This window comes from Lewinella sp. JB7, assembly GCF_024297185.1.
GTDB lineage: Bacteria > Bacteroidota > Bacteroidia > Chitinophagales > Saprospiraceae > Neolewinella.
Window position 1 is genome coordinate 152,809 of sequence record NZ_JANCTD010000004.1, and the last position, 19,588, is coordinate 172,396.

Here is a 19,588-nt window from a genome sequence, read left to right on the forward strand (position 1 = left end):
CGATCAAGGGTAGCCGGCACGCGAAGTGCCGGCCACCGTGTTTCAGTTCGGTTCGTTTAGAAACCGAATTTGAGATTGAACAGAACGGAACGCGTTCCTGGGTTAGTAAAGTAGTGAAGACCACGACCCTTGGATGCACCCGTGAGGTTGGTGTCGGGGTCGGCACCGGTGAAGTCCGTCCAGAGGACCAGGTTACGACCCGTAATTCCGATCGTTACGTTGTCCAGGCCGCTGTTGCCGAGGAAGTCATTGGGCAGCGTGTAGGCCAGGGTAGCTTCGCGGAGACGAGTCCACGATCCGTCCTCGATGAACTGCTCGTCCACCGATCCGAATCCACCACCGTTGTCCAGGTACCACTCGGCCGTTTCGGCTACGGGACCGCCGCCGAAGTCGACGACGTTGCCCCGGAACTGGCTGCCGGCGGGGATGTCCGAACCGAGGTAGGTCTTCAGGTCGGTAGGCGCGGTAGCGATGTTGGCGGTGTAGGGGTCGATACCGAAGTAACGCAGTACGCCGATGGTGCCGTTCCACATATCCATGCCCTGGGCGGTCTCGAAGAGAACACTGGCGGAAAAGCCCTTATAGCTGAACTCCGTTCCGAGTCCGCCGCGCCAGTCCGGGTTCGGATCGCCGATCACGTCCTGGGTCGGGGCGTTGGTGGGGAATCCGTTCTCGTCCAGTACCAGGCTTCCGTTATCATCGCGCAGGAATACGCCACCGTACAGGGCACCGAAGGGGGCACCTTCTACTACGGCCGACGAAGTCGAGGTAAATCCGTTAAGGATGTAACGGCTTACGCCCGGCAGCGCTTCCACGGTGTTCTCGTTGGAGGTAAAGTTGGTGAACACGCGCCAGTTGATGTCGTCCTTCGATACGATGTTGTAGTAGGCATCGATCTCAACCCCGCGGTTGGAGATTTCGGCGGCATTGGCGAAAACGGTCTCGAAACCGGAGCTCGGAGGAGCCTCGAGTTCCAGAATACCGTCCTGGGTTTTACGGTCGTAGTAAGTAACGTTCAGACCGAGGCGGTTGCGCAGGAAGCGGAAGTCGGCGCCGACTTCGATCTCGTTCACGCGCTCGATCGTCAGATCCGGGTTACCCTGGATGGAGGAGCGGGAGAAGGTACCACCGTAGTTGGCACCGTCGAGGTAGTCACCCCAACCTTCGGATCCGGCCGTGGAAGCGATGTAGCGGTTGCGGTTTTGGTAGAGTCCGGGCTCGATACCGACCTCACCGTAGCTGGCGCGCAACTTCAGGAAGCTGACGGGCTTGGTGTTGTCGTCCAGCACCTTGTAGCCCAGGCTGATCGAGGGGAAGAAGAAGATCTCGTCGGGAATCGTAGCGGTACGTTCGGCACGTCCGCTCAGTTCGAGCAGCAGGTTGTCGAACAACTCGGCGTTCAGCACGCCGAAGACGCCGTTCTTACGGTTGCGACTCAGGAACTGCTCCGTGTCCTGGTTGGGGGCGGTAGCGTTTTCCAGAATGAATTCCTGATTCGGAGAGTTATACAGCAGGTTCTGCGCCGATCCGGACAGTCGCTGGTACTCGTTGTCGTAGAGGTTGTAACCGAAGGTGTAGCCCAGGTTGAATTTGTCGGTAATGTCCGAGCTACCGTTCAGGATGAAGAACAGGTTCTGGGTCTTCTCCGTGATCTCGTCCCGGAACAAACCACCCTGGCCGTAGTCACCGGCGGAGTTGATGGGGAACACGGTGCGGCGCTCGTCGGTGTAGTAGTCCAGACCGTAGCGTACGGTGGCAGTCAGGTTCGGCAGGATGTTCCAGTTGATCTCCGGAGCGACGAGAAAACGATCTACCTCGTTCGGGTTCTGCTGTACGTTGATCGTCCAGCCCGGGTTGTTGTAGGTCGGGCGGGCATCTCCGAGGTACCGGCGGTAGCCGCGGTGACCGGGACGCTCCAGGCCGTTGGCGGCGGTGTACACCCCACTGTAGTCCGTATTGTCGAAATCGGGAGAGGTACGCAGGTAGCCCAGGTACAGACCGTTCAGGTTGGATCCGGACTGTACGCGATCGGAAGAGATGCCGGAGTAGCTCGTATTGACCCGGATGTTCAGGTTGTCGATCAGGTTGAAGTCCTGGTTGATCCGCACCGTGGTCCGGGAGTAGTCCGACTGTCCGTCGATGATTCCCTGCTGGTCGAGGCGGCTGACGCTGAAGAAGGTGTTGCTGTTGTCCGTGCGGTAGTTCACGCCGATGTTCATATCTACCGTGTTGCCGGTGCGGAAGACCTGATCGCGGTTCGATTCGTTGTAAACCGTCTGGTCACCTTTCTCGGTGATGGGGTAGTAAACGGTTCCGGTCTGGTCGCCGGTAAAGAAGGCTCCGCCGGTATTGACCTGGTCCGTTCCGCTACGATCGGCGATGAGGTCGCCCCAGCTCAGACTGTTGTTCGGAGCCCAGGCACCGAACTCACTGTAGGGCACGCCGGCGTAGATATCGGGCAGTCCCTGCCCGAACATACCCTGCTTTTCGTACTCCCGGTTCACTTCGTCGAGGCCGTAAGTGATGCCGGCGGAGATGCTGTAGCGCTTGCCGGCCGTACGTCCGCGCTTGGTACGGATCACGAGTACGCCGTTGGCGGCACTGGTACCGTAAATAGCGGCGGCGGAGGCCCCCTTCAGTACGGTCACGCTCTCGATGTCCTGCGGGTTGATGTCGTTCAGGCGCGACTGCTGTACCACGCCGGCGGTGCTGTTTCCAACGGAGCTGTTCGAGATGGGCACACCGTCAAGAATGATCAGCGGAGAAGCGTCTCCGAGGATAGTGTTCTGTCCGCGGATCTGAATGTAGGCGCCCGCTCCCGGGTCGCCGGAGTTGCGGGTGATGTTGATGCCGGAGCTCTTGCCGGCCAGTCCCTGGATTACCCCGGTCTCTCCCGAACGCTGCAGCACGTCGGTCTCGATGAGCGTGGCGGAGGAAAGATCCTCGTCCCGGCGGCGTTCGATACCGAGGGCGGTAACGACTACTTCTCCGAGTTGGGCGGCATTCTCTTCCAGAACGATGTTGAGGGGAGCACTGCCCTGAATGGGCACGACGTTGGTGGTGAAGCCCGTGTAGCTCACGACCAGGTTCTCCGCGCCTGCGGGTACCGCGATGCTGAAATTGCCGTCGATGTCGGTAACGGTTCCGGAGGTCGTTCCTTCCACGAGCAGGGAGGCGCCGATCAGCGGTTCTCCCCGGGCGTCCAGTACGGTACCGGTTACGGTCTGTTGCGCCAGCGCTAAGCCACAGGCGAAACAGACGAACGCAATCACTAGTGAGAGTCTTTTCATGCTAGTCTGATTTTAGTTGATTACTTGTCTCAAAGGTTAATAAATATGGTTAGGGCGCAGCGTGCGGGTGTGCTCGCTGCGGGCTCCGTTGGGCTCCGTTAGATTTTGTTGAAGTGGTTGGTGGCTAGGTTGGATTGGGCGAATAATTGGCTAGCTGAACGTCAATTCGACCGCACGCTCCCCACGCGTGGAGGGTACTGCAGTCCGAATGTGAACGCTAAGTTAATTTAGTTCGCTGCCTGAACAACTATTATTTTTTGCGCTCCACTCGTGCAAATGGAGCTTCACCTCCGGTGGTTTTGGTTGTGATCTTCCTGCGGCGGCGGAGCGCGGGAGCAATAAAATAACCGTCCACCAAACCTGCAGGAACGACTGATCCGCGTGGCGCGGATCAACCGAAACCGCAGTTGCCGTACAATCGTTGTCAGTGCCCGGCATTCCAAAATGGCCGGCACCTCGGTCCCCCACCCCGCTCCCGCGCTCGCCGTCCGAAAGCGGCACGAATCATTCCGCACCTAAGATTTTCACACCGCACGGTCTAGCCTAAAAAGACTTGGGGGAGCCTCCTTCCGGAAGACTCCCCCAATCTGATTTTTACGGTAAGGTTCCGACCCTTAGTTCTTCGTGAACACCAGGCTAAAGTCCTTGCCGGCAACTCCGCAGCCACCATCCGTATCGCCGAAGTCAGTGTATTCGATGGTGAACGTGCCGTCATCAGTAAGCGTGAAGGGAGCGGTTCCCTTCTGGGTCGCGGCGATCGTACCGGAGCCACAACCCGCACCGGAATCGATGGCGGTAGAAGTCACCACGTCACAGGCGAAGTCGACGGTTACGGTACCCGCGGCGAAGTTGTACCCGGGAACGACGTAGGTGCCGATGTCAAACGATCGTCTTGTTGTTGAACCCGGCACCAACTCGAGGGTGACCGTCCGGGAGAACGGCTCGTTACCGAGAGCCTGGACGGGTGCACCGAACAGGGCAAATTCATCGTATACGTATCCGTAAGTGAGGGTATAGTCACCGACGAACATATCGTCGGGCAACGGGCACGTAGCGTTGATGTTGAAGTCGAAGATGCCCCCGAAGGCACTCGTGACCGCCGAGGTTGAATTGACGGAGCCGAAGACCCGGCCATCCTCTTTGACCACTTCCGTTACGATCTGGAAGCGATCACCGGAGCGGACCGAATCGAGGGGCACGCCCGTGAAGTTGGCGGCTTCGGTAAAGGGAATGGTTACGGTCACGCCGAGATTACCGTTGGGCCCGGCGGTAAAGTCGCTGGGCGTGTAGGTCCGGAACAACTTCGAATCGGAGGAGAAATCGGTGCGGCCGCCGCCGAGAGTATTATCGTCGAAGGCGACGTAAACCCGGTATTCGGACACATCCTCGCCACCCGCGTTGTCCACGAAGTCGACCTCCATTTCGTAGGATGAACCCTGAAGATTGGCTAGATCAAACTCACCGGTCCGTAATTCCACCAGCCGGGGGAAGGCCCCGAACAACAGGGTATCCTGGGTTACGATGGGAGTCTTTTCTTCGTCCGCACAACCGGCTACCGTGAGCGCGACCAGGGCCAGGAAAAGCAGTGATTTATGAAACATAGTTTATTGTTTAGCCTTCCCGACCCGGCAGGCCGGGAAGGCAAATGGTTAAGTTTGGTGAACGCTACGACTAGTAGTTGCAGCTAGCGTCGTTAGTGTCCCAGAAGACGGGTTCCGTGAACGACCCCTTCTGCGACGCATTCAGGTTACGGTTGACGTGTACCGATGGGTAAAGTGCCGACCGGATGAAAGCCCCTGGATTGGGGTCGATTCCGGGCTGGACGTTCATCGGCAAGCAGGTACGCCGGTACAGGTTATAGGCCTCCAGTCCGTTGCCGAACAGTGCGATCAGGTATTCCCGGGCTACGATGGCCAGTTTACCCGTTTCATCCTCGTCGTCGTATTCGTCCATCACGTACTCGATGTACTGATTGACGGTGCTGTCGGAGGCGTAAGTGTCCTCGATCGTAACCTCAATCGGTACGGTAGCGATCACCTCCGAACCGTCGACCTTGCTTTCGAAAGCCGTTACGCGGTCGAAGGACAGCTGAATCCCCTGCTTGAGCAGCGCTTTGGCGTCACCATTGTAATTACCCGTCAGGGTGGCTTCGGCCAGTATAAAGTGGGTGAAGGAAGCCTGCCAGATCGGCTCGATACCTTCACCGAGGGCACCGTCCGTACCTCCGTTCTGTACCAGTTCGTTGGTCGCTCCGTCGTCGTAACGTCCACCGGCGGGGTATAGTCCGAAGACGGTCCGGTACTGTCCGTCCGGTGGAATACCGGAACCGTTCAGGTGGTCACGGCCGAAGTAGCCCAGGCCATAGCTGCCCAGACAGTAGGGCATATCGTCGCTGATCTCCTCGTACCAGGGCGGAACGACATCGGGGTCCGGAACGGACGTATAGATGCAGTCAAACGCGTTGGGGTCGTCCGCGACGGCATCGGGAAAGATGTTCTTATCCTGGCGGAAGAAGTAGTACCGCGTGCGGGGATCGATGAAACCCTTCGATTCGGCCATCAGCCACATGTACCAGTTGGACTGGTACACGCCGTCGTCATCTTCGTAGCTATCGTTGTAGAAAGGATGGCGGTTGTTCGGGTTATTGCGGTTGCTGCCGTACTTCCACTCGAAGTTCTCGCTGTTCTGGTCGATGATGTCACCACCGTCGACGATGGAGGATATGGCACTACCCCCACCGACGAGGCGGGTGGTCACGGCATTCCGCAGCTTCAGCGTTTTGGCCAGCGTCGCCCAGCGGGCGGCGTTACCTCCGAAATAGTTATCGAAGGCAATATCAAAGTTACTCGCTCCATCGAGTTGGGCGATTGCTTCGTCCAGCAGGACGTTCGCGGCGGCGTATACATCCGCACCGGAGGTACGCGTCGGGTTGGTGATCGGGGTTTCGGCGTTCCCCTGTCCCGCCTCGTCCAGCGGAATATCCCCGAACAGGTCGGCGAACTGGGTGTACCCGTAGGCTTTCATGATCTTCACCGAAGCGACGGCGGCGTCCTGCCCGAGGGGCTCGGCCAGGGCGATGAAGGCATCGGCGTCGGGTAGGAATCCCGAATAGAATCTGGTCCACATCCCGTCGAACTCCGTCGGCTGGTGGGTGGCGGTATAGGTAAATCCTCCCGTTTCCGCATCCATCCGGGCCAGCCCGGCGGCGAAGAAGTAAGGATCGTTCTGGACGTCCTGGAACGATAGCTGTACGCTGTTGTAGAGCGACGGCGCATCCGCCTGGTCCGGAGAGACGCCGTTGGGGTTGACCAGCAGTTCGTCCAGGTCCGCGCACGCGGCGACCGACAGGACGGTGGCTGCCAGTAAACATCTTTTAAACAAGTTCATATGCGTTGCTTGTTTTCGTTTTCGTTTGGTTTGATTAGAAGGTGAGGGATAGCGTAGCGCCGTACTTCTTGGCGGTCGGACCGGTCAGGAAGTCGAAGCCGCGTCCGTTGCCTACGCCCAGCGAGAGTACTTCGGGATCGAAGTTCACGCCTTCGGGGAAGTTGGGGGCGTTGTAGAACAGGTTCTCACCCGCAAGCCGGAGGCTGATCGAGCCGAAGGGCGTGCGATCCAGCAGGCTGGCGGGAAGCGCGTAGCTCAGCGCCACCTCACGCAAACGAATAACGGTACCGTCGAAGATCGACCCTTCATCGGCGTTGAAGTAAGCATCAAAGAAGTAGTCTCCCGCGTAGCCCTGAATGGTGTTGGGGTTACCCTCACTATCCTCCCCTTCGAGGATCAGGGGAAGGAAGCGGTCGAAGTCGGTGTCGGTGGTCAGACCCCGCGCCAGCATCGTGGCCGTGGTGACGGAGTAGATGTCGCCCCCGTCGGTGTAGCTCCACTGGAAGAAGAGGCTCAGTCCCTTATAGCTGATGGTGTTGAGCCAGTTCATCGTGTAATTGGGGTTCGGGTCGCCGATGATATCGATCTCGTTGCCCGGCTCGTAGCTGCCGGCGGTGTTTACCAGCAGGCCGCCGTTGGGTCCGCGCTGGTAAGGAATACCCTGGATTACGCCGAAGGGCTGCCCGGGAATGGCGAAGTTGCCTAGGTTGGAGAAGCCGGCAAAGGCGATCTCCTCTACACCGTCGGTGAGTCCCTCTACGATGTTCTTGTTCCGGGTGAAGTTGAAGGTCGCGTCCCAGGTGAAATCACCCTTGAACGGCACCAGGTTAAGTTGGGCTTCGATACCCTTATTGGATACTTCGGCCGCGTTGATCTGGGTAGTCGTGTAGCCGGTGGCGGGATCCAGCGGGAGGTCGACCAGCAGGTCGCTGGACTGCTTGTCGTAAAGACTCAGGTCAAGTCCGACGCGGTTGTTGAAGAAGCGGCCTTCGATACCGAATTCCAGTTCACCCACGAGTTCGGGCTCGAGCAGGCGGTTGCCGAGGCGGTCGCTCACCGAGTTGATGTTGAGCGGCGCGCCGCCGGGAGTCTGGGACACGTTCGTAGCCGATCCCAGGATCGCGCGGGTCGTGTAGGGATCGGGGAAGCGGGCCGACGAACCGTAACCGGCGCGTAGCTTAAGGTAGTTCAGGACGTTACTGTTCTGCAGACTGGCGAAAGCGTCGGTGGGAACGAAACTTACACTCACCGAAGGATACAGGATGGAACGCTGATCGGCCTCCAGAGTCGAACTCCAGTCGTTACGAGCCTGGGCGGTCAGGTAGAGGTAGCGGTTGAATCCGGCCGTAAGGCTGGCGTACACCCCGCGGTAAGCCTCATCTTGGATACCCTGGTAGCCATTGTGCTCGATGAAGTTGTCCTGAGTGAAGAGGTCGAAGATGAACTGATTAGTGCTCGTTACGCCGTTCAGATTGAATTTATCGATCCGCTCGTTGTAGCCGACCACACCGCTCAGGTTGAGGGCATCGCTGAGGTCGGTATCGAAGCTAAGGTTGACCACGTGGTCGATGATCGTGTTGCGCCGGTTGGTAGTCGTAAGTACCCCGTCCGGGATCTGGCTGCCCCCGCGGTTGATCTCGCGGCGGTTCTCCTGAGTATAGGCGTCGACACCGATCCGGTACTGAGCGGTAAGCCAGTCGGCCAGGTCGTACTGTACGGCCACGTTACCGAAGTACCGGTTTACCGTCTCCTTATCAAACATGTTGTTGATACCCCACAGTGGGTTCTGGATCGCGGATCCGCGGCGGTAGTAGACCTGCTCGCCGGTCAGCGGATTTTGGTAGGGCAATCCGATCAGGTCGATCGAGCGGGGCGTGTAGAGCACGTTAGCAAATACGGACGCGTCGCCACCGGAAGGGTTGGATCCGTAGTTGAACGAAGCGGGGGGCGACTGGCGGTCACTGCTGACCACGTTCAGGCTCGTCTGGATACGCAGGCCGTTATCCAGGTTGATCTTTCCACCCACGCCGGCATTGTGCTTATTGTAGAAGTTATTGGGCGTGAAGCCGGTATCGTCGAGGTAGCTGTAGTTCGCATTGAAGCTAATCCCGTTACCGAAGTTCCGGTCGACGTTGATGCTGGTATTCGCGACGGTTCCCGTCTGGAAAAATTCGGACACGTTATCGTACGGCTTATAGTCGTACCGGGCACCCTCGAATTCGGGGAACGCCTCGTTGTAGCGCTCCTGATCGAGCGGGTGCTCCACCGTGCCGTCCGCGGCAATACCGTTCTGCCCCCGGATATCGAAGGCCGGACCCCAGTTGGAGAAGAACCAGCCGAAGTTGCCGGAGAATCCGTTACCGTAGGTGTTCTGGTAGTCGGGCAGGTTAGCGACTTCCGTACGGGCGATGCCCTGGGTAACGCTTACCTCAAAGCCCTTCTGGGCCTCGGCGCCTCCCTGACCGTTCTTGGTCGTGACCAGGATAACACCGTTGGCTCCCTGCTCGCCGTAGAGAACGGTTGCGGAAAGTCCCTTGAGTACGTTGATCTCGGCAATGTTATTCGGATCGAGGTCCAGGAACCGGCTCGAGGCCGTAGCACCACCCTGCCGGGAACCGAGGTCGGAGTTGGTGTTCGAGTTGAACGGCACACCGTCCACGACGAACAGCGGCTGGTTGGACCCGTTGATGGAACTGTAGCCGCGGATGATGATGTTGGTACCCGAACCGGCGATACCGGACGTCTGGGTAATGTCCACACCGGCAGCTTTACCCCGTAGAATACGGCCTACGTCGGATTCCACCCGGTTTTCCACCTGGCCGGAACCAATGGTCGCTACCGAGTAGCCCAGCGCCTTTTTCTCCTTGCGGATGCCCAGGGCGGTAACGACCACCTCGTTGAGCTGGCTGGCGGATTCGCTCAGCACGATGTTCACCTCGCTCGCCACCCCGTCGATGGGGTATTCCAGCGTAGAGAAACCGGTGTAGCTAACGATGAGGAATTCGGCGGCCGTGGGCACTTCCAGGGCAAAATTTCCGTCTATGTCGGTCACGGTACCCGAGGTGGTACCCTTGACCAAAATAGAAGCACCGATCAATGGGAGGTCGGACTTATCCGTCACCGTTCCACTGATCGTGCGTTGCGCCAGTGCCATGCCAAAGGCAAAGCAGACCAACGCCATCACTAGTGAAAGTCTTTTCATGCTAGTCTATGTTTAGTTGATTACATATTTCAATCGTGAACAAAAAAGGTCCAGGGTACACCGGGCACGTTTGCTCGGGGTAGTTTCATCTATAACTATCGGTGTGAAGGTATTCGGTTGGGTTAGGCAAACAGTGACTTTCGGACAGCCTATTCACCACCCCTGCCTCTGCCACAGCGTAGAGCAAAGGGTGCGAATGTGAACGCTAAGTTAAAATATTTCGCTGTCCATGCAACCATTAATTTTTTTGCTCGTCCCTGAAAGCTTGTACGCAAGCAAATTTCGCGATGTTGCGATTACACGATGTGGGCGGCGGCGCGCGGGAGCAACGGACTTAATTTTCCAGCCGATTCAGGTAGAGTTGAATGGTATTCTCCAACCCGAAATACAGGGCATCCACTACGAGAGCATGTCCAATGCTAACCTCCTGAAGGTCAGGTAATTTGCTGACAAAGTAAGCCAGGTTATCCAGGTTGAGATCATGCCCGGCATTTATGCCGAGGCCGAGTGCCGCGGCGTGGGCACTTGCGGAAGCAAAAGGTGCCACCGCACCGTCCCGATCGGTGTCGTAGGCGTGGGCGTACGGGCCGGTATAAAATTCTATGCGATCGGTGCCGATCGCGAGCGCTCCGTCCAGCATCTTAGGATCGGGATCGACGAAAATAGAGGTCCGGATACCGGCGTTCCGCAAGCGCCCGATGATGGGCCGCAGCTCGTCCGCACGCTTCATCGTATCCCAACCGTGATCGCTAGTCAATTGACCGGGTTCGTCCGGCACCAGGGTTACCTGATCGGGTCGTGTCGTGAGTACTACGTCAAGAAACTTCTCCGTGGGGTAGCCTTCGATGTTAAGCTCGGTGGTTACTACCTCCTTCAGTGCCGCCACGTCGTCGTAACGGGCGTGGCGTTGGTCGGGACGGGGATGTATGGTGATCCCCTGGGCGCCGTACCGCTCGCAGTCCCGCGCCACCTTGATCAAATCGGGGAAGTTTGCGCCCCGGCTGTTACGAATGAGGGCGACTTTGTTCAGATTGACGGACAAACGCGGCATGGCGGACTACGGGGTTGGTCGCCCGGTGCGGGCGGGAGGTACTCGAATAGCCGCCAAGGTACGACCCCTACTCCTCCTCGTTGTCGAGCGCCTGCAGGCGGTCGGCCTGATCCGGATTACCGGTGAGCGCCAGGGAAAGCGCGGTGTAGTCGAGCGGCTCGTCAATGTTGTTGCCGATGCGCGCCAGCATAAGTTGAAAGTATCTGTCTTCGATATCCTCCAGTCCCTGTACCTCTTCGTGAAAACCAATGGTATCGTCCACGGAGGGCCGGAACAGGAAGCACTTAAAGAGTACCTGCCGTACTTTCTTAACTTCCGTCATGGATAAGTTGGGGAAGTCTTCCCGCAGCAACTGCAGGCATTCCTGGTCTATTTCGGAGAAGGATCCGAAGGAGATGTCATCCGCCAGGAAGCCGGCGTACACGTCAATGCCCTCCCACATAATAACGGGGTCCGGCATTCGGATACCCTGCTGCCCGGCCACCCGCAGGTAGAAACTGGCCAGTTGTTCGGGTGCCGGCTGCCGAACGACTTCGGGTCCCGTAGTGGCAGAGCCCACCAATCGGTATTCGGGCTCCTGCTCGCCTTCCCGGTGGCGCCGTTCCAGCAGATCGGATTGGTCGCGCAGGAAATGACTAAAGGCTTCGTAACCGAGCAGCCCCTCATCGAATCCGGGTTCCTGACGGATGATCGCCGGTTTGATGCGCACCTGCTGGATCCACTCCGTGCCGTAATAGCGTGAGAGTTGGTTCATGGCCACGGTAAGTAGGGTTCGCCCCTGCTGCAGATCGATATTGAGATCGGCTATGCCGCCCGAGTAAAGCTTCTTACATCCCAATCGATGGTAGAAGTAGAATTCATCGCAGCTCTCGATCCAGAAGTCGTCGCTGGCCGCCTCGACCCCAAGGCCGAAAAGTTTGCCTCCCTTATCGTGGACGATTTGCCGGAGTTGGCGGTACTCACTCCCTCCACCGATAAGCAGAATGTTGGTGGCCGCATCCGCGGACTGCAAATAGTCGATGACGTCGGCGGTGAGGCGTCGGTTCACGACGGGATTGCCGAGTTTGTTCGGAAAGACCTGCGTGAGGTCGATGGCCGATTCGCCGAGGACCTCCCCGTAGTTTCCCAGTGGCCGCCAGTCGGCGTAGGCGCGGTTGCTGACCACGCGGCCGAGTTCATCGAAATACTGTAACAGGCAGGCAACGTCGATGACCTCCGGCTGAGGCATGGCGGTAGGTATACGGGAAGGGTTCCCGTTATTAGCGGCATTCAGCAGAGCATAATGAAGCTGTGCGAAGTCCCAGAAAATAGCTAGGCTATTGAGCATGGATACAAGAATGTTAACCCTACCGTTTGTGAACATTCAGTGGTCCGGCGGCCTGATGTGCGACGATCAGGCAACGAAATGACCAGTGACTAAAGCATGAAGCTTAGCGGACAAAACGGCAAAATGCGGGTCTTAATCGTTCATAGTGTAAAAACAGAGACAGTAAGGAGCGGTAAAAACTCACCAACTTGGCAAAGACGGTCCGCCTCCTACAACAGTAGGAAAGCAAGCGTGAGCGTAAAGTTGCACATAAAAGCTCAAGCAATCAACTTCCGACCAAGAATTATTACGCTACGCTGCGTTCGCGCATCACTTCCTCGTACATCTTCTGCAATTTTTTACGGGCAAAGAAGATGCGGGACTTGATGGTACCCAGGGGGCTACCGAGCTGCTCGGCGATCTCGTCGTACTTATATCCTTGGTAGGCCATCAAAAAGGGAACACGGAAATCATCGGGAAGGCGGTCTACCAGTTCCTGAAGCTCGTTGAAGGTTACCTCGCTCTCCCCGTCGTTCACGACGGTCTTGTTCCCACTATTGATGTAGTAGTTATTGGGAGTCTGGTCTATAATGAGATTGCGGCGCACCTTCTTGCGGTAATTGTTAATAAAAATATTACGCATGATGGTAACTGCCCAGGCCTTGAAATTAGTGCCCGGATTATACTTTTCTGCATTGGTCATGATCCGCAGAGCCGTGTCCTGGTACAGGTCTTCGGCATCGTTCATGTTACCCGTCAATTTTAGGCTAAAGGCGCGGAGGCTATTGGTAATCGTGGACAGTAGGTCTTGTATATCTTTTTGTTGCTGCTTAGTAGCTGTCATCTTCATTTGATTTGCGGCCTGTAAAAAATATTTACAAAATTAACCCCTGAAGGGACATTAAGCAAATACCGGGCGGCCATTGTGCCCCATAATAGGTACAAGTTTCGTACCAAAGGGCCATTATAATCGACGGATCGGTAAAAAAATTTGACACTTATCAACCAACTTCGTCACCGAATTGTAATCTAGGGACAACAGCTCACGAGAAACGCATGGACAATAAGGACTCCGTACTGCCCCCGCCCTCCAGGTCCGGAAAGCTTCCGAACTTCATCGCCTCCAATCTGCGGGTGTTGCGCAAGCAGGCCGGCTGGTCCCAGACGGAGCTCGCCGAGCGGGTCGGGCTCAACCGGGGCAATATCGCCAGCTACGAAAGCGGCTGCGCCGAGCCCAGCATCTGTAAATTGCTTAGAATCAGTCACCTGTTCGACATTACCACGCGAGATTTCACCCGCCGCGATCTCACCGACCCCGCCGAACTCGCGCTCGCCCGCAGCGCCCGCCACGAAGAGAAGAACGACCATCACGACCGTTATCGGGATTACCTGCAAAAGTGTACGGAACTGAGCGGTCTGATCGACTCCTCCCACCACCTGTTCGAGTACAAGCGAGCCACCCTCGACAAACCCTGTCAGGAAGCCGAAATTTACGCGGCCCACTACCTGCAACTGCTCGAACTCAGCAACCAACTCATGAAGGAGCACCGCAACCTACTGGATGAGCTCGGTTGTCAGTGTAGCTAGACGACACCCTGACAGCACCTGACACAATGGCCTACTCCGAACAGCGCGCCTATCTGGAGCTCCACATCGCCGTGTTCCTGTGGGGCTTCACCGCCATCCTGGGCGATCTTATCCAACTTTCCGCCCTCACCCTGGTGTGGTGGCGGGTTTTTTTGACCAGCCTCAGCCTGATCTTCTTCGTGCGCATCTCCCGGGTCGTGCGCGAGGTGGGCCTGCGACGCTTCCTCTTACTCGCCGGTATCGGAGTCATCGTAGCGCTGCACTGGGTCACCTTCTACGGGGCCATCAAACTGGCCAACGCCAGCATCGCCCTGGTCTGCATGGCCACTACTTCCCTGTTCTCCAGCCTGCTCGAACCGCTTATCGTAAAGCGCCCCTTCGTCTGGTACGAACTGCTGCTGGGTATCTTCATCCTCCCCGGTATCTGGCTGATCGTGGACGGGGTGGACGCCGGCATGAATCTCGGCATCGCGGTGGGCCTGCTGTCCGCCGCGCTGGTTTCGGCCTTCACGTCCCTCAACAAAAAGTACATCGGCAGCAGTGATCCGCTGCGCATCACCTTCATCGAACTGGGAGCCGCTACCCTTTTCCTGGCCCCCTTTCTCTATTCCCTCGGAGGTGATCGGTTCTGGCCGACCGCGGTAGACTGGTTCTACCTACTCGTTCTCGCGCTGGTCTGCACTACGCTCACGTTCTTTCTGTCCCTGCGTGCCCTCAGCAAACTGTCCGCCTTCGCCTCCAACCTTACCGTAAACCTGGAACCGGTATACGGCATTTTTCTCGCTTACTTTTTACTGGACGACGCTCAGGAACTCAGCCCGAACTTCTACTGGGGAACACTGCTGATCCTCCTGGCGGTCTTCGGGTATACGGGGGCCATGCGGTTCGTCCGTCGTCGTAAGCGCCGCTTACTGATCTAGGGAATCGGCCCGCCGGAAGAGTTCGCCGGCCTCCTCTACCCGCCCGAGTTGGTGCAGCGCCGTGGCGTAATTTCGCAGTGCCCCGGCATTCTCGGGCATACGTTCCAGCGCGCGGCGGAAGTACTCGGCCGCTCTGGGCAGCTGACCACTCATGGCACTGGCGATGCCCAACAGGCGAAGCGTTTCGTAATCATTGGGGCGCAGCTGATCGGCTTGCTCCAGGTACCCTAGCGCCGCCGGAAAGTCCTGGCGCTCCTCCCCCGCCGCCCGTCCGGCGCGCTGCAAGGCGATCACCAGATTCTTGCGCACGTCGTCTGTATCGTTAAGCTGGGAAGCCCTTCGGTAATCCTCGATGGCACCGTCGTAATCTTTTAGCAGCAGGCGGGCATTCCCGCGCAACAGGTAGGCATTATAGTAAGCGGGGTGGATCCGGATCGCCTCGTCCAGATCGCGCAGGGCATCACGCAGGAGGTCGGACCGGCCGGCCTGGCTGTCCTCGTCGAGCATCTGGTAGCGGTCCAGTCGTGCCCCGCCGGCCGCGTTTCGCAGCTTGGCACTCCGGGGCTGGCGCACGACGTCGGTAGTGAATAGCGTATAGTTGTCCTTCCATACCGGGTTCCGGCTTACCGTGAGCACCGAAAATACCAGTATGACGGCGGGAACTATCCAGGGCAGCATCGCCACTTTCCGGGTACCGACGGCCGCCAGACCCGCCGCCGCCAGGACGAAGCCGAAGGAGGGCATGAACAGAAATCTTTCACTCATCAGGGTACCCACGCTGAAGAAAACATTGCTGACCACGGATAGCGTGAGCAGGTAGGTCAGCATTCCTACCGCGATCAGTTTATGGCGGGACCGCAGGTGCCATACCGACCAAACGAGCAACGTTACGTGGATCGCCAAACTCAGGAGCACGACCGGATCACTCCACGACTTCAGGGATATGGCCGCCGGGTAGTAATCATGGACCAGGCCCACCGGCAAGACGAGTAATTTGAGGTAGACGAATAACGTGTACAGTACCGTAGGCTGTCGCTCCCAGAAGGTAAGGACCTCCCACTCTCCTGCGCCAGTCGGCCGCATAAAGGGGTTGTTCATCCACTCCAGCGGCGGCTCGCCGCCGCCCCAGCCGATTACGCTCGTTCGCAGCACCAGGTACAGCACCGTCGCCACCAGCAGCGGAGTTAAGTGTCGGTAGCCCCGCTCTACGAATGCATACACGAACAGGGGAATGACCGCGACGAAGGTGAGGGCATTCTCCTTGGCGAGACAGCCCAATAGAAAAATCACGGCACCCGCGACCCCGCCCCAGAACCGCTCCTCCTCGGCCGCGCGCAGAATCAAAAACAGAGCCCCCAGCGCCCCGCACAATGCCACGATTTCATCCCGCCCCTTAATGTTCGCCACGGCTTCGGTGTGCAGGGGGTGCGCCGCGAAGAGAGCCGCCGCCGCCGGGGCCAGCCACCACGGTCCGCCCATTCGTCGCAGCACGACGAAGACGATGACGACCAGCGCGGCGTACCACAGGACGTTGAAAAGATGGTGCACGAACGGACCGTCACTCACCAGCCGTTCGAGGGAAAACATAGCCAGCGTAAGGGGGCGATAGCGCCCGCCGGTAACCAGAGTGCTCCGGTCGCGCTCGTCGAAAAAGCCGTAAAACGAGTCGTGGGTAAACAGGTCTCCCCAGCCGGCCGGCCCCCGCTGGACGACGGAGTTTTCCGTGATCACGATGGCATCGTCCAAGGCAAAATCATGTCCCAGCGTATTCGCGTACAGGAGGCAGCTGAATACGAATAGGGCCGCGGCCTGAACGACGGGGCGGCGGTACCAGGGCTGATTGCCGTTCATGCGGCGAAGATAGCTGCCCCCGCCGGCAACCCAAACCGCCGCTCCGTCGTTGGAAGGCTTTTACAAGCCCCGCATATGTCCCGACCCCTCATCTTAGTAACGAACGACGACGGTATCACGGCCGGTGGCATCGCCGCACTGGTCAAAGTAGCCCAGGAATTCGGTGACGTGCTCGTCGTCGCGCCCGATAGCCCCCAGTCGGCCCAGGGGCACGCCATCACCATCAGCGTGCCGGTGTTCGTCCGGGAAAGTGAAGCCCTCGGGCCCGACGTGGAAGCCTACGAATGCAGCGGTACCCCCGTCGATTGCGTAAAGCTGGCCAAGAGCGTCCTGCTGGCCGGGCGTACCCCCGACCTCTGCCTGTCGGGCATCAATCACGGCAGCAACGCCGCCATCAACATTCTGTACTCCGGTACGCTCTCGGCCGCCATGGAGGCCAGCCTGGAGGGGATACCGAGTATTGGCTTCAGCTTCCTCAACTACCGGGCCGACGCCGACTTCAGCGCCTGCCTGCCCTACGTCCGCCACCTGGTCGACTTCGTGCTCACGAACGGGATGGCCGACGGTAGCCTGTTCAACGTCAACATCCCCGACCTGCCCGCCGATCAGATCCGGGGCCTTCGGGTCTGCCGCCAGGCGGAAGCCCGCTGGGTCGAGGAATATACCCGCAGCGAGGACCCGCGCGGCCGCCCCTACTACTGGCTCACCGGGCGCTTCGTGAATGAAGACGAACGCACCGATACCGATGCCTACGCCCTGGAACACGGGTACGTATCCCTGGTCCCGAGCGTCCACGACCTTACCAACCACCGGGCCTTTGAGAGTCTGCGGATCATCGAGGGCAGTCTTCAACCGGAAGGGGTTACTTCTGAAGCGGAAGAGGAGGAAGTGGCCCGGCAGCGCCTCGAGCAGTTTTAGCCGTTCAGCAGATCCTGCCCGTAATACACGAACCAGGCGACCGCCAGCGCCATGACGCCCACCATCAGGCCCTTCATGCTGCGTACGCGGTAAGTGCGGCGGAATACGTTCATGGGCAATACGTTAAGACAGATGGCCAGTAGGGCCAGCGTGCGGGGCCGGAAGACCACGCTGCGTCCGGTGCCCGCCGAGAAGTAGTCGCCCAGTTGGAGGAAGAGGGCGTAAGCGACGACGGTGACGAATACGGAGACGGCCAGGCCGATCCAGAAGTGATCGTTGCGGGGGATCATGCGGTGCGGGGTTTGCAGCTACTAACGACCGGGCACCCGCCGTCGTTCATCCGCCGGCGGCTACCGTCGGTCGATGATTGGTCGTGAGTCGTTAACTTAGGCTTTCACCGTGCGTTTACCGATCATGCGCAAGAAGATCACCGACTACGCCAAAAAGACGCTTAAAGATTCCATCATGAATCCCGAGAACACCACCGATAAGGACGCCCACGCCAGTACGGTTATCCGAAACCACGTGATCTGGAGCATGGGAGCCAGCTACATCGTACCGCTACCGATCGCGGATGTATTTGCCGTATCCGCGCTTCAGCTCGACATGATCCGCCAGCTCTGCCGGGTGTACGGCATCGACTTCGCCGAAACCCAGGGTAAGGCACTGGTTACCTCCCTCACCACGAGCGCCATGACCAAGGCCGGCGCGCGTAGCCTCATCAAGCTGATTCCCGGCGTCGGCACGGTGATCGGCGGCGTCACCACCGCCATCCTCAACGGCGCCAGCACCTACGCCCTCGGGGAGGTCTTCAAAAAGCATTTCGGTACGGGCGGCACTTTCCTCGACTTCGACACCGAACGGCTGAAGAAGATGTACAACGAGAAATTCGAGAAGGGCAAGGACGTCGCCAAGCAGTGGAAACAGGAGAAGGCGGAAGACATCGTGCCCCCGCCCCCGGCTCCCCGCCCCGACGCTACGACCACTCCCCCACCCGCCGCCGCTGCTACCGCTAAGAAAACGGAAACAAGCACCGAGGCGGAGGATAACATCCGCCGCATTCGCGAACTGGCCGAGATGAAGGCCCAGAACGTCATTACGGAGGAAGAATTTCAGGCCATGAAGCGGCGCATCATCGGCAGTTAGAAGCGCGTGGGCCGCGCCTCCAGCGCCCGTTGCTGCTTGGCCAGATAGAGGTTTCCGAACGTTACGCTGGCCGAGATCGTGCCGCTGCGCTCCGCATTCGGCATGATCTGGATACGCCGCCACTCACTGGTTCGCTCCAGTTCGGTGAGCCGCAGATTATCCGGCAGATTCATCTCCCCGTTGTTGCTGGAAAGTTCGTAAGCCAGCCCTTCTCCCCCGACGGGTTCGTAGATGTACACGTCGCTTTTATCGGCATTCACGCGCAGGTCGCGCATATTCACGTTGGGGCTCAGTTTCAGCTCGCCGTACTGGGCGTTGATGGTGAAGGTGCCCCCTACATCGAGCAGACTGATGTCCGAGCGGCGGGCGTTGATCACCACGTTGCCGTCGATCTTTTCTCCCACGATGTCCCCGAAGCGGGTACGGATGTCGAGCAACCCCTGCACGTTATCGATGTTGATGGCCGAAAACTCCCCATTGATCCGTAAGCGGTTGCGCAGATTACTGATGGTGGCACCGCCGAAGTGGCTCTTCAGATATACCGGGCATTCTTCCGGCAGGGTGATGTAGTACGCTACCGTAAGCTCGCTTTCGGGCTGTACCGTCGCGTCGCGGCGGCGGTTCTTCAGGAATATCTTCTTGCCGGCCACTTCGGTGATGAACTCCAAATTTTCGAGTTCCGCCTTGGCACGTTCCAGCTGCGGGTGGCGGGCGGCCATAACCACGCGCACACTGATTTTCTGCTGCGCCCAGGTTTCGACGAATATTTCGGCTTTTTCCCCCTCTACGGCCAGCTCGCTGCCGGCGCTGTAGGCGTAGGTATCCTCGATGGTTTTGGTCACGACTTCCCGTACGTCCGTTTGGGCGCGGGCGCGGGAGCCGAGCAAACTCAGCAGGAGGAGCAAACCGATCGGGTGGTACATCAAAAGT

General features: G+C 58.5%; 14 protein-coding genes. 4 read left to right on the top strand and 10 right to left on the bottom strand.

Features of this window, described 5'->3' with window-relative positions:
* Positions 1-56 precede the first annotated feature (56 nt).
* The 7 genes from NMA52_RS08880 to NMA52_RS08910 form a co-directional block, all read right to left on the bottom strand.
* Positions 57-3,290, bottom strand: a complete 3,234-nt coding sequence (locus NMA52_RS08880; protein ID WP_254827307.1) for a SusC/RagA family TonB-linked outer membrane protein — start codon at positions 3,288-3,290, stop codon at positions 57-59.
* A 614-nt stretch (positions 3,291-3,904) separates the two neighbouring features.
* Positions 3,905-4,891: a hypothetical protein gene (locus NMA52_RS08885; RefSeq protein ID WP_254827308.1), complete on the bottom strand. Its 987-nt coding sequence runs from the start codon at positions 4,889-4,891 to the stop codon at positions 3,905-3,907.
* A 70-nt stretch (positions 4,892-4,961) separates the two neighbouring features.
* Positions 4,962-6,677: a SusD/RagB family nutrient-binding outer membrane lipoprotein gene (locus NMA52_RS08890; RefSeq protein WP_254827309.1), complete on the bottom strand. Its 1,716-nt coding sequence runs from the start codon at positions 6,675-6,677 to the stop codon at positions 4,962-4,964.
* Positions 6,678-6,711: 34 nt separating this feature from the next.
* Positions 6,712-9,879, bottom strand: coding sequence for a SusC/RagA family TonB-linked outer membrane protein (locus NMA52_RS08895; protein WP_254827310.1), 3,168 nt, complete (start codon positions 9,877-9,879; stop codon positions 6,712-6,714).
* A 334-nt stretch (positions 9,880-10,213) separates the two neighbouring features.
* The gene (locus tag NMA52_RS08900; RefSeq protein ID WP_254827311.1) at positions 10,214-10,930 is read right to left on the bottom strand and encodes a pyridoxine 5'-phosphate synthase; all 717 of its coding nucleotides are present in this window, start codon (positions 10,928-10,930) and stop codon (positions 10,214-10,216) included.
* Between the two features lie 67 nt (positions 10,931-10,997).
* Entirely contained in the window at positions 10,998-12,257 is a 1,260-nt protein-coding gene (locus tag NMA52_RS08905; protein ID WP_254827312.1) for an NYN domain-containing protein, read from the bottom strand.
* A gap of 286 nt (positions 12,258-12,543) precedes the next feature.
* The gene (locus NMA52_RS08910) at positions 12,544-13,080 is read right to left on the bottom strand and encodes an RNA polymerase sigma factor (protein ID WP_183496842.1); all 537 of its coding nucleotides are present in this window, start codon (positions 13,078-13,080) and stop codon (positions 12,544-12,546) included.
* A gap of 212 nt (positions 13,081-13,292) precedes the next feature.
* Between NMA52_RS08910 and NMA52_RS08915 the strand changes: the two genes are divergently transcribed.
* Entirely contained in the window at positions 13,293-13,823 is a 531-nt protein-coding gene (locus NMA52_RS08915) for a helix-turn-helix domain-containing protein (protein WP_254827313.1), read from the top strand.
* A gap of 26 nt (positions 13,824-13,849) precedes the next feature.
* Positions 13,850-14,743: a DMT family transporter gene (locus NMA52_RS08920; RefSeq protein WP_254827314.1), complete on the top strand. Its 894-nt coding sequence runs from the start codon at positions 13,850-13,852 to the stop codon at positions 14,741-14,743.
* Here NMA52_RS08920 and NMA52_RS08925 read toward each other — a convergent pair.
* Positions 14,732-16,594 carry a tetratricopeptide repeat protein gene (locus NMA52_RS08925; RefSeq protein ID WP_254827315.1) on the bottom strand — a complete coding sequence of 621 codons (1,863 nt, stop codon included), beginning with the start codon at positions 16,592-16,594 and terminating at the stop codon, positions 14,732-14,734. The two genes, NMA52_RS08920 and NMA52_RS08925, sit on opposite strands and share 12 nt — an antisense overlap.
* A gap of 75 nt (positions 16,595-16,669) precedes the next feature.
* Between NMA52_RS08925 and surE the strand changes: the two genes are divergently transcribed.
* On the top strand, positions 16,670-17,512 hold the full coding sequence (gene surE / locus NMA52_RS08930) for a 5'/3'-nucleotidase SurE (protein ID WP_254827316.1): 843 nt from the start codon (positions 16,670-16,672) through the stop codon (positions 17,510-17,512).
* Here the strand turns inward: surE and NMA52_RS08935 are convergent.
* Entirely contained in the window at positions 17,509-17,802 is a 294-nt protein-coding gene (locus tag NMA52_RS08935) for a hypothetical protein (protein WP_254827317.1), read from the bottom strand. The two genes, surE and NMA52_RS08935, sit on opposite strands and share 4 nt — an antisense overlap.
* A gap of 109 nt (positions 17,803-17,911) precedes the next feature.
* Here NMA52_RS08935 and NMA52_RS08940 point away from each other — a divergent pair, with 109 nt between their 5' ends.
* Entirely contained in the window at positions 17,912-18,658 is a 747-nt protein-coding gene (locus NMA52_RS08940; protein ID WP_254827318.1) for a DUF697 domain-containing protein, read from the top strand.
* On the opposite strand, the gene NMA52_RS08945 is transcribed toward NMA52_RS08940, so the two are convergent.
* A complete protein-coding gene (locus tag NMA52_RS08945) occupies positions 18,655-19,581 on the bottom strand; it encodes a hypothetical protein (RefSeq protein ID WP_254827319.1) in 927 nt (308 codons plus the stop codon). The two genes, NMA52_RS08940 and NMA52_RS08945, sit on opposite strands and share 4 nt — an antisense overlap.
* Positions 19,582-19,588 lie beyond the last annotated feature (7 nt).